The sequence below is a fragment of the Streptomyces sp. SID5785 genome (genome assembly GCF_009870065.1).
Lineage (GTDB): Bacteria > Actinomycetota > Actinomycetes > Streptomycetales > Streptomycetaceae > Streptomyces.
Genome location: NZ_WWIA01000004.1, coordinates 1 through 14,533, shown reverse-complemented (window position 1 = coordinate 14,533; position 14,533 = coordinate 1). Strand labels below are relative to the sequence as shown.

Annotated in this window: 10 protein-coding genes; 3 read left to right on the top strand and 7 right to left on the bottom strand. The window is 72.8% G+C overall.

Features of this window, described 5'->3' with window-relative positions:
• Positions 1-333: 333 nt before the first annotated feature.
• On the top strand, positions 334-681 hold the full coding sequence (locus GTW43_RS00200) for a hypothetical protein (RefSeq protein WP_161299482.1): 348 nt from the start codon (positions 334-336) through the stop codon (positions 679-681).
• 33 nt (positions 682-714) lie between these two features.
• On the opposite strand, the gene gap is transcribed toward GTW43_RS00200, so the two are convergent.
• The 3 genes from gap to sph all read right to left on the bottom strand — a co-directional run bounded on the left by gap (position 715) and on the right by sph (position 3,827).
• Positions 715-1,713 carry a type I glyceraldehyde-3-phosphate dehydrogenase gene (gene gap, locus GTW43_RS00195; RefSeq protein WP_161299481.1) on the bottom strand — a complete coding sequence of 333 codons (999 nt, stop codon included), beginning with the start codon at positions 1,711-1,713 and terminating at the stop codon, positions 715-717.
• Positions 1,714-1,826: 113 nt separating this feature from the next.
• On the bottom strand, positions 1,827-2,789 hold the full coding sequence (locus tag GTW43_RS00190; RefSeq protein ID WP_161299480.1) for a helix-turn-helix domain-containing protein: 963 nt from the start codon (positions 2,787-2,789) through the stop codon (positions 1,827-1,829).
• A gap of 51 nt (positions 2,790-2,840) precedes the next feature.
• Positions 2,841-3,827, bottom strand: coding sequence for a sphingomyelin phosphodiesterase (sph, locus tag GTW43_RS00185; protein WP_161299479.1), 987 nt, complete (start codon positions 3,825-3,827; stop codon positions 2,841-2,843).
• Positions 3,828-3,957: 130 nt separating this feature from the next.
• On the opposite strand from sph, the gene GTW43_RS00180 reads away from it, so the two are divergent.
• Positions 3,958-5,241, top strand: a complete 1,284-nt coding sequence (locus GTW43_RS00180; RefSeq protein ID WP_161299478.1) for a low temperature requirement protein A — start codon at positions 3,958-3,960, stop codon at positions 5,239-5,241.
• 2 nt (positions 5,242-5,243) lie between these two features.
• Here the strand turns inward: GTW43_RS00180 and GTW43_RS37805 are convergent, their stop codons facing one another.
• The gene (locus tag GTW43_RS37805) at positions 5,244-7,139 is read right to left on the bottom strand and encodes a serine/threonine-protein kinase (RefSeq protein ID WP_237536316.1); all 1,896 of its coding nucleotides are present in this window, start codon (positions 7,137-7,139) and stop codon (positions 5,244-5,246) included.
• Positions 7,140-7,734: 595 nt separating this feature from the next.
• On the opposite strand from GTW43_RS37805, the gene GTW43_RS00170 reads away from it, so the two are divergent.
• On the top strand, positions 7,735-9,672 hold the full coding sequence (locus GTW43_RS00170) for a choice-of-anchor P family protein (protein ID WP_161299477.1): 1,938 nt from the start codon (positions 7,735-7,737) through the stop codon (positions 9,670-9,672).
• A 78-nt stretch (positions 9,673-9,750) separates the two neighbouring features.
• Here the strand turns inward: GTW43_RS00170 and GTW43_RS00165 are convergent, their stop codons facing one another.
• From GTW43_RS00165 to GTW43_RS00155, 3 genes are all read right to left on the bottom strand, one after another.
• The gene (locus GTW43_RS00165) at positions 9,751-12,759 is read right to left on the bottom strand and encodes a family 16 glycoside hydrolase (protein ID WP_161299476.1); all 3,009 of its coding nucleotides are present in this window, start codon (positions 12,757-12,759) and stop codon (positions 9,751-9,753) included.
• A gap of 234 nt (positions 12,760-12,993) precedes the next feature.
• Positions 12,994-13,716, bottom strand: coding sequence for a class I SAM-dependent methyltransferase (locus GTW43_RS00160; RefSeq protein ID WP_343245843.1), 723 nt, complete (start codon positions 13,714-13,716; stop codon positions 12,994-12,996).
• A gap of 59 nt (positions 13,717-13,775) precedes the next feature.
• On the bottom strand, positions 13,776-14,533 hold a 758-nt coding region (locus tag GTW43_RS00155), incomplete at its 5' end, for an endonuclease/exonuclease/phosphatase family protein (protein ID WP_161299475.1).

The following is a 14,533-nucleotide window of genomic DNA, read 5'->3' as shown; positions in this document are numbered from 1 at the left end:
GGCCGCCCGCCCGTCGAGCGTGACGTGCGGCGGGAAGGCGAGCCGGACGGTGTCCGGGTCGGCCGAGGAGTGGCGCAGGGTGACGGGCGTGGCGATCTCCTGGCCGTCGGGCGTGCAGAGGCGGGCTCCGACGGGGGTGTCCAGGCAGACGTGCATGAGGGGCTCCGATGCGGGGTGCGGCGGCCGGGTGTGACCTTCGGGGAGTGAGAGCACTCCTGAGGCCTGGCATTACGCCGGTTTCCTCATCGGGTGATATGACCTGCATCACATCAGGGTGGGGTGGTGGAGGCGGATCGTCCGGCCGGGCCCGCCGAACCGGGGAAGAATGGACGCGTGCTCACCGTCCTCGTGCTGGCGTCGATCGCGCGGGCGCCCGGCCTGATCGCCCAGGCCGAGGGCGTGCCCGAGGTCCACGTGCTGTCCCACACCCACGACAGCGTCCTCGCCCTCGCCCGCGCCCGGATCCTGCTCCCCGACGTGTTCGTGATCGACCTGAGCGCGATGTTCACGCCGGACGCCGCGAGCGTCGTGCACCGCGCCCGCCGGATCGAGCCCGCGTGCACGGTGGTCGTGCACGCGGACGGTCAGGTCATCGGCGTCGTCCGCCCCGACACGGCCACCGACAAGGACCGCGGCGCGGGCGGACGCCTCACCGACACCCTCCGCGGCCTCGCGGGCTAGCCGTGCTGTTCGGGCACGACGCGCCCCGGGGGATCAGCCCGCCGCGAGCAGGGTGAGGGAGTCGACGACGCGGTTCGAGAAGCCCCACTCGTTGTCGTACCAGGCGACGACCTTCACGTGCCGGCCGTCCACCCGGGTCAGTTCGGAGTCGAAGATCGCGGAGGCCGGGTTGCCGGTGATGTCGGCGGAGACCAGCGGGTCGTCCGAGTACTCGAGGATCCCGGCGAGCGGACCCTCGGCCGCCGCGCGGTAAGCGGCCAGTACCTCGTCCCGGGTGACCTCGCGGGACACCGTCGTGTTCAGCTCCACGATCGAGCCCACCGGCACGGGCACCCGGATCGAGTCGCCGGACAGCTTGCCGTCCAGCTGCGGCAGCACCAGGCCGATGGCCTTGGCCGCACCCGTCGTCGTCGGGACGATGTTCACCCCGGCCGCGCGGGCCCGGCGCGGGTCGCGGTGCGGCCCGTCCTGGAGGTTCTGCTCCTGCGTGTAGGCGTGCACCGTCGTCATGAAGCCGTGCTCGATCCCGGCGAGCCCGTCCAGGACGGAGGCGAGCGGGGCGAGCGCGTTCGTCGTGCAGGAGGCGTTGGAGACGATCGTGTGCGCCGCCGGGTCGTACGCCTGCGTGTTGACGCCGTACGCGAGCGTGACGTCCGCCCCGGCCGACGGGGCGCCGACGAGCACCTTGCGGGCCCCGGCGGTGAGGTGGTCGCGCGCGGCCTCGGCCGAGGTGAAGCGGCCCGTGGCCTCGAGGACGAGGTCCACGTCGAGCTCCCGCCAGGGCAGCTTGACCGGCTCGCGCTCCGCGAGCACCTTGATGCGGCGGCCGTCCACGACCAGGGTGTCCCCGTCGACGGTCACGGGACGGCCGAGCCGGCCCGCGGTCGTGTCGAAGGCGAGCAGCCGGGCCAGCGCCTTCGGCTCGGTCAGGTCGTTGACGGCGACGACCTCGAGGTCGCTGTCGCGCTCCAGCAGGGCACGCAGCACGTTGCGTCCGATGCGGCCGAATCCGTTGATGGCGATGCGGGTCATGAGGGGAGTCCTTTCGTCCGTCGTCCGCCACCAGGCTCGCGCGGCGCCCGTATCCCGGACAGGGGCACAATCGCCACGATCCGCAAGGATCGCGACAGGGCCGTCGGCGGCCCTCACTCGCCCCGGGCGAAGGTCCGCCGGTACTCGCTCGGCGTCGTCCCGAGGATGCGCTGGAAGTGCAGCCGCAGGTTCGCGCCGGTGCCGAGTCCGACCTCGGCGGCGATCTGCTCGACACCGCGCTCCGAGCGCTCGAGCAGCTCGCGCGCGAGGTCGACCCGGGCCCGCATCACCCACTGGAGGGGCGTGTACCCGGTCTCGTCGACGAAGCGCCGCGAGAAGGTGCGCGGCGACACCGCCGCGTGCTGCGCGAGGAGTTCGAGCGTCAGCGGCTCGCCGAGGCGGTGCAGCGCCCACTCCCGGGTCGCCGCGAACCGCTCCCCGAGCGGCTCCGGCACGCTGCGCGGCACGTACTGGGCCTGGCCGCCGCTGCGGTAGGGCGCCGCGACGAGCCGCCGGGCCGCGTGGTTGGAGGCCGCCACGCCGAGCTCACCGCGCAGGACGTGCAGGCACAGGTCGATACCGGAGGCGGCGCCCGCCGAGGTGAGCACCCGGCCCTCGTCGACGAACAGCACGTTCTCGTCCACGCGCACCTCGGGGTGGCGGGTCGCGAGGGCGCGCGTGTAGTGCCAGTGCGTCGTCGCGCGGCGGCCGTCGAGGAGACCGGTGGCGGCCAGCGCGAAGGCGCCCGTCGAGATCGCGGCGAGCCGCGCACCGCGCGCGTGCGCCGCGACCAGGGCGTCGAGCACGGCGCGCGGCGGGTCCTCGCGGTCCGGGAACCGGTAGCCGGGGATGAAGACCAGATCGGCCCAGTCGAGCGCCTCCAGGCCGTGGGCGACGGAGTACGCGAGCCCGTCACCGCCCGCGACCAGGCCGGGCGCCGCCCCGCACACCCGTACCTCGTACGGCATGCTCGCGCGCGTCGTGAACACCTGCGCCGGGATGCCGACGTCGAGCGGCTTGGCGCCCTCCAGGACGAGGACGGCGACACGGCGCAGGGCGGGGGACGGGGCGGGCACAGGTCAGACCCTACGTGTCCGCCCCGGACGGCGCGTGCCCCGGCGGCCGGGTCAGCCCGCCGACGCGATCACCGGGTAGTGGTCGGACAGGTCGGTGTACGTGTAACTCGTGCCCCAGCTCGACACCGTCCACGGAGCGCTCGGCGCCTGCACCACCTCGTTGGTCCAGGGCGCGGCGGGCCGTGCGTGTCCCTTCTTGAAGAGGACGTGGTCGAGGTCCTCGCGCGGGTCGTCCGGGTAGCGGTACCGCGCGACCGAGTTCTCCTGCGTGTCGAACGAGTACGGGTGCCCGGTGCGCGCGTCCGCCGGGACCAGGCCCGCGTTCTCCAGCATCGACGCGTACTCGTCGCCCCGGCCGTCCACGTTCATGTCACCGGCGACCAGGACCTGTTCGGACGCCGGGATGTCCTTCGCCGCGAGGAAGGAGTCGATGGCCCGGAACTGCGCGGCGCGGTCCGCCCGCGCCTCACCGGCCCCGCAGCCGGAGTCCGTCGACTGGGTGTGCGTGCCGACGACGTGCACCCTGGCGCCGTTCACGTCGAGGACCGCGTACACGAACCCCTTGTTCGACCACCAGTCGGAGCCGCACGCGTCCTCGTACACGTACTGCTCCTTGCGCAGGATCGGCCACTTGCTCAGCAGCGTCACGCCGCCGTCCTCGGGTGTCGTCGACGCGTACGCGCCACCGGTCGCGTCCCAGCCGCTCGTGCTGCGGCCGACCACCGGCGTCCGGTGGGGATAGGCCGCCGCGGCCGCCTTCCCGAGCGTGTCCGAGGCGCCGTTGTCGAAGGCCTCCTGGAGCACGACGACGTCCTGCCCTTGGAAGAACGGCGCCCGCGCGATCGCGTCGGCGCGGTGCTCCTGACCCCAGTTGGGGTACAGGTTCCGGCTCATCAGGAACGTGTTGTACGTCAGCACGCGCAGGCTCGGTGTCGCCGTCCCGGCGTGCGCGGCCGGGGCCGTGCCGGCGAGACCGGCCAGGGCGAGGGCCGCCGTCACGGCGACGCGGGTGAGGCGGGGAAGCGGGGATCGCGCCATGGAGGACTCCTGGGGGGTGCGTCGACCACTGTGTTGAATGCATGTCAATTCCGTCGGGCCGAGTATGGCGTCGTGCGCCCGGGTGCGGCACCGAGTCGCGAAGATCCGCCGATGCGGCATCATGCTGCGCATGAGCGACTTCGACCACGGTGCACCCGGACCGCCCCGGCTCGCCCACAGCCGCGTCCCGATGACCGGACGGGACCCGGAGGAGCGCGAGCGGGTGTCCACCCCGCTGGAGCTGCTGTTCGACCTGACCTTCGTGGTGGCGGTCGGCACCGCAGCCTCACGGTTCGCCGAGATGATCGCCGAGGGCCACGCGGGGCAGTCCGTCACGGCGTTCGTCCTCGCGATGTTCGCGATCAGCGTCGCCTGGATCAGCTACAGCTGGTTCGCCTCGGCCTTCGGCACCGACGACTGGCTCTTCCGCGTCCTCACCATGGTCACGATGATCGGCGTCGTGGTCTTCTCGCTCGGCCTCCCGGCGATGTTCCACTCCGTCGAGGAGGGCGACCACCTCGAACTGCGCGTCATGGTGCTCGGTTACGTCGTCATGCGCGTCGGCATGATCCTCCAGTGGTGGCGCGCCGGCCGTGAGTCCCCCGAGTACCGCGGGGTCTGCATGTCCAACATCCGCTGGACCGTGATCGTCCAGGTCGGCTGGGTGGCCATCGCCTTCTCCCATCTGCCGCTGCCCGTCGTGTTCGTGTCCTTCATCGTGCTCGGCGCCCTCGAACTCGGGCTGCCCGTCCTGGCCCAGGGCCGGGCCGGCGGCACGCCCTGGCATCCGCACCATGTCGCCGAGCGGTACAGCCTGTTCGCCATCATCACGCTCGGCGAGGGCGTCGTCGGCACCGTCGCCTCCTCGGGCGACCTGCTCGGCGGCGCGGACGGCACCGAGTGGACCTGGAACGCGGTCGCGGTCGTGGTGGCCGGAGTCGGTCTCACCTTCGGCATGTGGTGGGTGTACTTCTCGACGCCGTTCGGCGACATCCTGGTGCACCGCAGGGGCCGCGGCTACCTCTTCGGGTACGGGCACATCCCGCTGCTCATCGGCATCGCGGGGGCCGGCGCCGGACTGCACGTCGCCGGGCTCTTCCTGGACCACCACGCGGAGATCGGCGACGTCGCGGTGGTCGCGGCGCTGGCCGTGCCCGTCGCGCTGTACCTCCTGATGATCTACCTGCTGCACACCCTGCTGCTGTCCTCGGCCGACCCGTTCCACCTCCTGCTGATCACGCTCACGCTCGCGGTCCTGGCCGCCGCCCTGCTGCTCGCCGCGGCCGGGGTCACGGTGGCCGTCTGCCTCCTCGTCGTGATGCTGGCCCCGTTCGTCACCGTCGTCGGATACGAGACGGTGGGCCACCGGCACCAGCGGCGGATGCTCGCGGACCTGCGCGCGGGCCGCGGCTGAGCTCAGGAGCGGGTGTACTTCGAGGCGTTGCCCGGGACGGTCTGGTTCTGATCCTGGAAGTAGTCGACGCTGGACGGCGCGTCGGCGTCCAGGTAGGACGGGGAGATCACCTGGCAACCCGCGCCGGAGCGGGACTCGTCCGGGTTCCCCTCGCCGAGGTTGAGCCGCTTGCCGCCGTTCTCGACCGAGACGAGCCGTGCGACGTAGGTGCAGGTGGGATACCCGTTCGCGGTCACGAACGTGACGGCCTGCTCGCCCTTCGCCGCCCGGCGGACGACGATGTGGTCCGGCGGCCAGCCGCCGTACGAGGGCATGGCGGCCTTCCATGTGCCGACGAAGTACGCGGGCACGCCGCCCGCCGTGGACGAACCGCCGCCGCTGCCGCCGCCGGATCCGCCCGAACCCGAGCCGCCGCCCTGCGCGTCGTCCGCGGGCACGTTCGCCTCGTCGCCCTCGGCCGCTCCGGCGGAACCGCCGGAGCCGGACGGGGCCGCGTCGTCCCCGCTGCCGCCGCCCTTCCCGGCCCCGTCCTCCCCGTCCGTCCCGTCCTTCCTGTCGTCCTTGCGGTCCTTCTTCTTGCCGCCGCCCTTCGAACTGCTCGCCGACGGCGACGCCGTGGCGGCCGACCGCGTCGCGGAGGGAGCGGGCGTCCCAGCGCCCGAGCCGTCGGCGACGTCGGAGCTGTCCGGACGCTCGCTGACGAAGTAGTAGACGGTGCCGCTCGTCAGCAGGACCGCGACGACCGCGGCCAGCACGATCCACGCCGTGCGACCGTGCAGTCGGCCGGTCCGGTCCGGGGCCGCCGCCCGGCCGCTCCCGGGCGTGGGCTTCCCGTCGTCGGGCGTGGGGGCCGCGGGCCGCAACGGGAACGTGTCCCGGTCGGCCGGGACGGGCGGCGCGACGACCCCGCCCGGCTCCTCACCGGTGCCGGCTTCGGACTCCGGTGCCGGCACGTCCTCCGGCGCCTCCACCTCCAGGAGCAGCGCCGTCTGCCGCGCCAGATGCGTCAGGACCGTCGGCGTCAGCCACGCGGTCCTCCCCGTCCAGGAGGTCTCCGCCAGCAGGGTCGCGACGTCCGGACGCTCGGCCGGGTCCTTGATCAGGCAGCGCGCGACGAAGGACCGCAGGTCCTCGTCCCGGATCAGCGACAGATCCGGTTCCTGCTCGGCGATGCCGTACATCAGGGCGTGCGCGTTGCTCGACCCGTGCGCGTGGGCGAGGCGTCCCGTGTGCGCCCAGACCAGGACACAGCCCAGCGCGAAGACGTCGGCGCCGGTCCCGACCTCCTCACCGCGCACCTGCTCCGGTGCCATGAAACCGGGCGTGCCGATGGTCGATCCGGTGCTCGTCAGGAGGGACTCGACGGAGGTCTCGACGGCGCGCGCGATGCCGAAGTCGATGACGCGAGGGCCGTCCGCGGTCAGCATCACGTTGGACGGCTTGAGGTCACGGTGCACGACACCGGCCTCGTGGACCGCCGCCAGCGTGTGCAGCAGCCCGTCCGCGAGGGTGCGCAGGGCATCGGCCTCCAGCGGGCCGAACGCGCTGACGGTCTGCTCGAGGGAGGCGCCCGGCACGTACGCGGTGGCGACCCACGGGCGCGGGGCCTCGTGGTCGGACGCGAGCACCCGCGCGGTGTACCCGCCGTCGACCCGTCCCGCCGCCTCCACCTCGCGGCGGAAGCGGGCCCGGAAGCGCCGGTCCGAGGTCAGCTCCTCGTGCACGACCTTCACGGCCACCGTCCGGCCGCTCTCGGAGCGGGCCAGGAAGACCCGGCCCATGCCGCCCGAGCCGAGGCGGCCGAGCAGCAGGTACGGGCCCACGCGCTGCGGGTCGGTGGGCTCCAGCGGTTCGACGAGGGCCGGTCCGCGCTCCGTGTGGTCGTGACTTCTGGGCATGCCGGACCCGTCCCCCGTTCCCCTGCTGATGTTCAACTCGCGCAACAATAGAGGGCCTTGAGGTCTGCCGGGACGCGAGGGCGCGATCAGGACAACCGGCGGCGGTGGAGGCGCCGTGTGCCTGCTGTGTGGGCGTGTGTGGGCCGCGTACGGGGTGCCGGGCCTGACCCGCCCGTTCATCGCGGGGGCGCGACACATTTCGAACACGTTGCGCGTACTACTTCGGGTAACGGGGACGCCCCCGCCGCGGGCGGGGCCGTGCCGCCGCGGCCGGTTCGCCCGGGGTCGCCCCGCGCGCCGATTGACGGGCGCCGCCCGGGTCCCGCAGTCTCGCCCGGGTCATCGCTGGAGTTGCGCCGGTCACGCACGGCCGGCGCCGGGTTCAGGGGGAACCATCACTCGGCACAGACCATCTCGCGGCGCGCGCGGCACCCTGCGCAGCGCCCTGCTCGCCTGCGCCGCCACCGCGGCGCTCACCACGGGGACACTCGGCACCGCCACGGCCGCCACGGCGGCCGACGACCCGGGCGGACCGTCGGGGTCGGCCCATGTCACCTACCAGGGGCGGACGTTCACCGTTCCCGCGTCCTGGGACGTGATCGACCTCGACCGTGATCCGGACACCTGCGTCCGCTTCGACCGGCACGCCGTGTACCTCGGCACACCCGGTGCGCGCCAGGACTGCCCGGCCACCGCGCTCGGCCGCACCGAGGCCCTGCTCGTGCAGCCCGTGAGCGGCACGCGCGACCGGGCCGCGTCCACCGCGCGCGTCACCCGCAACACCACCGACCACAGCTACCGCGCCACGGCGCCCGGCCTCGCCGTCACCGGCTCCTACGGGGCCGACCGCAAGACCGTCGAGAGGATCCTCACCGGCGCCGGACTCCCCGCCGCAGGGGCAGCGGCCACGCCGGACTCCCCGGCCGCGGGCACCCGGGCGAACCGCCCCGCGGCGGCCGCCGCACTGCCCGCCGACGCCACGTCCTTCCAGGGCAAGGGCTTCGACCGCTGCGCGGCCCCGTCCGGCGGCCAGATGCAGGCGTGGAAGGACGCCTCCCCGTACGGCGCGGTCGGCGTCTACATCGGTGGGGTCAACGCGGGCTGCGGTGTCACCGTGGACGCGAACTGGATGCAGACGCAGTACGACGCGGGCTGGAAGTACTTCCCGGTCTACGTCGGCCCGCAGGCCTCCGCCGACGCGGGCAGCTGCGGAGGCACCTGCGACGTCATCGACGACCCGGCGGCGGACGGCGCGGCCTCGGCGCGCGACGCGGTCCGTGCGGCCGGCTCGCTCGGGCTGCCCGCCGGCTCGGTGCTGTACTACAACATGGAGCACTACGACGCTCAGCACGGCGCCGTCGTCACCGCCTTCCTGGAGTCGTGGACCCGCACGGTCCACGAACTCGGCTTCCGCTCGGGCGCGTACGGCAGCCTCTCGTCGCTCGTCACCGACCTGGTCGACGCGGCCCAGGGCGGCGGCTATCTCGCCCCCGACGTCATCGACTTCGCGAAGTGGGACGACAACGCCACCACCGACGAACCGAAGATCCCCGCCGCGCTGTGGGCCGACCACCAGCGCATCAAGCAGTACTCCGGGGACCTGACGCAGACGCATGGCGGCGTGACGCTGAACATCGACGTCGACCAGCTCGACGTCGGCGCGGGCGGCACCCAGCCACCCGTTCAGAAGGACACCGCTCTCGCCTGGTCGGGTGCCACGACCGTCGAGAACGGCGCGGCGGCCGAACTGGGCGCGACCCTCACGGAGAAGGACGGCGGCGCCGCCGTGACCGGACGCGAGGTGGCACTGAGCCTCGGATCCGGCGACGCGGCACAGGGCTGCACGGCGAAGACCGACGCCGAGGGCCGCGCGGCCTGCACGGTCGACTCGGTGAAGCAGCCGCTCACCGCGGACGCGACCCTGCCCGTCGCGGCCTCGTTCGCGGGCGACGACGCGTACAAGGCGTCGAAGACGCAGGCCACCGTGCGCCTCCAGTACGTCACGGGCCGGGCGTTCGGTCTGTCCGCGACCGTTCCGCTGCCCCTGCTCCCGGTGACGGTCGACCCGACCCCGGACACGGGTGACGTCCGCTCCGCCGCCGCGGCGACCGTGACACCGGCCTGCGCCCCGTCCGTCTCCACCCCGGTCCTGTCCGCCGACGCGCTGTGCGCCGAGGTCGCCACGACCACCGGCCCGGGCACGGCCACGTCGACGGCCTCGGTCGGCGCGGCGCGCATCGGGATCGCGGGTCTGCCCGTGGTCGAGGTGTCCGGTCTGACCGCCACCTCGGCGAGCAGCTGCGCCGAGCAGAAGGGCAGCACCTCGCTGACCCTGAAGATCGCCGGCGTCGTGGTCGACGTGCCGGACACGCCGGACCACACGATCGACCTGGGGCTCGCCCGGCTCGTCGTGAACGAGCAGAAGAGGACGGACCACGGCCTCGAGGTGACCGCCGTCCACCTCACCGGTCCGACCGGCCTCGACGTGACGGTCGGCGCCGCCCGGTCCGCTGCGCACCACTGCGCCGCCTGACGGCCCGCGCGACACAGGTGCGGCCACGGCTCCGCGAGCCGTGGCCGCACCCGGCGTGCCGGTGACGCCTCCCCGGGGTCAGCTCAACGGCTCGATCCGCAGGTTGCGGAAGCGCACCTTGTTCCCGTGGTCCTGCAGCCGGACGGCCCCGGCCGCCGGGCCCTCCGGCGCGCCCGAGCCGGTCGGCCCGTCGATCGCGACGTCGTCGTGGACCTTCTTGCCGTTCCACACGACGGTCACGCGCGCGTCGGCCGTCTTGGCGCCGTCGGCGTCGAAGCGCGCCGCGCGGAAGGTGATGTCGTAGGTCTGCCAGGTCTCCGGGGCCGTGGCCGCGTTGACGTCCGGCGCCTTCTGCAGATAGATCGCTCCCGCCTCGTTGTTGTCGAGCGTCGTGTCCCCGTACGAGTCGAGGATCTGCACCTCGTAGCGTTCCTGGAGATAGACGCCGCTGTTCCCGCGGTTCTGTCCGGTCACGTCGTCCGGCAGCAGCGGGACCCGGAACTCCACGTGCAGCGAGAAGTCCTGGTAGGCCTCCTTGGTGCGCAGGTCACCGCAGCAGACCTCCATCGACCGTTCGTCGGCGAGCGGCCACTGTGCGGTGCGGCCGTCGGTGTGCTGCCACTGGGACTGGGATGCGGCCGTGCCGTCGAAGAGCGTCACGGGGGCGCCGTGCGGGCGCACCGTGATCAGGTCGAGGTTCACATGACCGGTGTCTCCCGGGTCGAAGCGGTACGCGACGGTGTTGCGGCCCGCCTTGAGCGTGACCCGTTCCGTCCGCGTCGACCAGGCGTCCCAGGTGCCGGTCGAGGGCAGGGACGTCTGCCGCAGCTTCTTGCCGTTGGTGTACAGGGAGAGGGACTTGGTGCCCTGGAACGGGTTCGGGCCGTTGGAGTAGCGCAGCCCGATGTCGTAGTCGCCGGCCCGGGGGACCGTGACGTCGAAGGTCGTGGCGCCCTTCCCCTCGGTGGCGTACCGGTCGACGAAACCGCTGCCGGAGTGGCCGGGGTGATCGGTGTTGATGCCCACGGCGCCGGTGAGGCGCGCTTCCTCCGCCTCGTGGAAGACGGGGGCGGGCGGCTGCTCGCCCGGCATCGCGTTGAGCGTGTACCAGGCCTCGGTGCTCCACAGGGACTCGCCGGACTCCGAGGTGAAGGGGCGCGGCGAGCGGACGTGCACGACCCGGCCGGGCTCCAGGCCGTCCAGGCGCAGCCGGACGGTCCGGCCGTCGTCGGCGAGGGCCGCCGAGCGGACGGAGAGCTTCTTCTCCGCGATCTTCGGACCGCCGTAGTCCGCGGTCGGGGTGTACCGCCACTGCTCGGCCTCGTAGTGCGAGGCGAGCTTCTCCGCGGTGGCCGCCGACACGGGCTGGGTGTACTCGAGGTCGAAGCCGCCGGGAACGGCGCGCATCTCCTTGATGTCGAAGGTGTTGCCGCCGTTGGGCGTGAGCTTCTGCAGGCCGAACTTGAGCTTGCCCTCCTGGCCCCAGTTGCCGTCGGCGCCCAGGCCGCCCGCGTAGATCGCGCCGTCGGGGCCCATGGAGATCCGGTTGACGCCGGCCTCCAGGCCCTGCGTGTAGCGGAACACGGCACCCTGGTACTGGCCCTTGACCTTCTCCAGGTAGCCGCGCTGCAAGCCGCCGTAGGTGACGTCGCCGAAGAGCATCTGGCCCTTGAACCGGCCCTGGGTCAGATACAGCGGCGTGCTCGGCGAGTTGGCGATCTCGTTCTGCGGCAGCCACAGCACGGGCTGCGTGACGGGCCGGTCGTCGAACGGGCCGGCCGGCTCGGTGTAGTGGTTGAAGAAGCGGTCCTGCTTGATCTGCACGAGCTTGGACGCGGGCAGCCAGCCGCCCTGGTTGTCGGCGGTGAAGATGCTGCCCTCGGGGCCCCAGGCGATGCCGTTCGGGGTGCGCAGCCCCCCGGCCACCGGCTTGATCTTCCCGGTCTTCTTGTTGATCTTGTACGTGGTGCCGCGGCCGGGTGCGGGCTGCGGAGTCGTGGTCGCACCGCCGTAGTTGATGGCGACGGACAGGTTCACGTAGAAGGAGCCGTCGCGGTAGAGGAGCCCGAAGGCGAACTCGTGGAAGTTCCCGCTGTAGGGCCAGGTCGCCACCGTGCGGTACTCGTCGGTGACCGAGTCGTCGTCCTTGTCGACGAGCTGGGTGAGCTCGTGCTTCTGCGACACGTAGAGCGAGCCGTCGACGTACTTGAGGCCCATGGGCTCACGCAGTCCGCTCGCGACCTTCTGGACGGTCACCTTGTCGCGGCTGGTGTCGCCGGTGACGTGGTCGAGGAGGTAGACCTCGCCCTCGGTCTTCTCGGAGCCGCCCCAGGTGCTGACGGCGAGCCGGCCGTCGGGCAGCCAGTCCATCCCGGTGACCTGCGGCTCGAAGCCGTCGGGGCGCAGGTCGGTGAGGGTCAGGTCGGGGCGCACGTCGGTGAGCGGGAGCCCGTCGCCGGGGCTGTCGGCGCCCGCCTCGCACTCCTTGCGTCCGGGCGCCGTGACGCGGACGACGCCGTCGTCCGTCGTCAGCGCCGTGTCCGGCACCGTCGTGAACGCGTCGGCGCCCGGCGGCCGCCACGCGAGGGTCAGCTGCTGACCACCGGTCCGCTCGAAGTAGTCGACCCGGAACGGGTGGGAGCCGGCGGTCAGTTCGACCGTGCCGTCCTTGGGCTCGGCACCGTGCAGCCCGTCGTGGTCGATGACCTCCCGGTCGTCGATCAGGAGCCGCGATCCGTCGTCGCTGGTGAGCCGGAAGGCGTAGGAGCCGTCCTCGGGCACGACGAGGTAGCCGGTCGCCTGCGCCGAGAAGTTGTCGGCGAAGCCGCCGAAGTCGTCGGTGGACGACCAGTCGACGGTCGGCATCAGCTTGTCGTGGTTGGGGGTCTGTCCCGGCTTGAGCGTGCACAGCTTGCTCAGCGGGACCTGGGTGTCGAACACCCGGAGCGTGACGCCCGGTTCCTGCGGCGGGATGTCGTCGGGGGCGGCGGTGACCGGGGGAGCGGCCCACACGCCACCGGCGAGGAAGCCTCCGACGAGCAGAGCGGTGAGGTGTCTTCGGGCGCGGCGGAACAGCCGTGGATGCATCGGTCCTCCAGGACGGGACCGGAGGCCGCCGGATCGCACTCCGGTCGAGCTGTACGGATGCGCCGGCAGACGGGGACGCGTGCCGGCAGGGCGGTACTCCTACGGTTGCGCCCGTCACCGTAGGCGACTTCTGCCGAGCACGTCCATACTTTGTACTTTGTGAGTTCAAAGTGCGGCCCCGGCGGCTCCTGCGTCCCCCCGTGCCGCCGGAGCCGCACCTGTCCGTCCGGAACCTCAGTCCCGTCGACCTTCCTTGCGCAGCAGGAGATGCCCGCGCCGGAACCGCTCGCCCTCCCGCGGCTCCCGCAGCATGCGCCCCGTCTCGGCGAACCCGTGCACCGCGGCGATCCGCGCCAGCTCGTCCACCGGCCACCGGTACGCCGTCGTCACCCGGTGGTCGAACGGGGTGACCGGGCCGCCCTCCGACTCGAAGAAGCCGAGCAGGAGATGACCGCCGGGCGCGAGGATCCGGGCGAACTCGGCGACGTATCCGGGCACGTCCGCCGGGAGCGCGTGGATGAGCGAGTACCAGGACACGACGCCGTCGAGCGAGGCGTCGGGCAGGTCGAGCGCGTGCATGGAGCCGACCTCGAACCGCAGACCGGGATACGCCTGCCGCGCGATGTCGATCATGACGGGCGAGAGGTCGACGCCGAACGGCTCGAGTCCCAGGTCACGCAGGTGCGCCGTCAGCCGGCCCGGCCCGCAGCCGAGTTCGGCGACGGCCGTGCCGGAGCCTGCGCGCACCGTGTCCGCGAACGCCGCGAACATGGCCCGGTCGAGCGGAAGCCGGTCGAACTCGGTCCGGACGAGCTCCGTGTACGGCCCGGCCCAGTGGTCGTACGCCCGCGCGGTCGCGGCGAGTTGGGCCTCGGTCGAGGCAGAAGCCGAGCCGGAAGCCGAGCCGGAAGCCGAGCCGGATGCCGATGCTGAAGAAGAAGCAGAGGTCGTGGTCACGGTGAGCGACTCTAGGGTCCGCCACTGACAACGAACGTCCGTCGGCCGCCGACGGGCCGTCAGGCAGGGGTGATCCGAGCCATGATCGGCAGATGGTCGCTCCCGGTCGCGGGCAGCGTCCGGATCCGGCCCACGGTGGCGGCCCGCGCCATCACCTGGTCGATCCGTGCGACCGGGAACGCCTCGGGGAAGCTGAACGCGAGACCGCGCCCCGACACGTTCAGGCGCGAGGTGAGCGGCTCCAGGCCACGGTCGTCGACCGTTCCGTTGAGGTCGCCGAGCAGGATCACCGCGCGGGTCCGCTCCGCGTCCAGGGCGTCGGCGAGCAGCCGCGCGCTCTCGTCGCGCCGGGCCGAGCCGAAGCCACCCGTGCCCAGCCGCACCGAGGGCAGATGGGCGACGTACACCGCGATCTCGCCCTGCGGTGCCCGGACCACGGCGCGCAGCCCGCGCCGCCAGTCGTCCGTGAGGTCGTGCGGCTTGATGTCGACGGCCCGCACCCCGCTGAGCGGGTACGCCGACCAGAGCCCGACCGTCCCGCGCACAGCGTGGTACGGATAGGCGCGGGCCAGCGCCTTCTCGTACACGGGCACGGCTTCGGGCAGCAGTTCCTCCAGCGCGATCAGCCGGGGCTTCGCGGCGGCGAGCGCGCGGGCCGTCGCCGCCGGGTCGGTGTTCTCGTCGCTCGCGTTGTGCTGCACCACGTCGATCCCCGGCCGCCCCGACGTCTCGGCGGGCAGGAGCAGACCGCCGAACTGGTACGCCCACGCCGCCATCGGCAGCAGCAGCGCGAGCAGCGCGGTCGCCGACCGGCGCA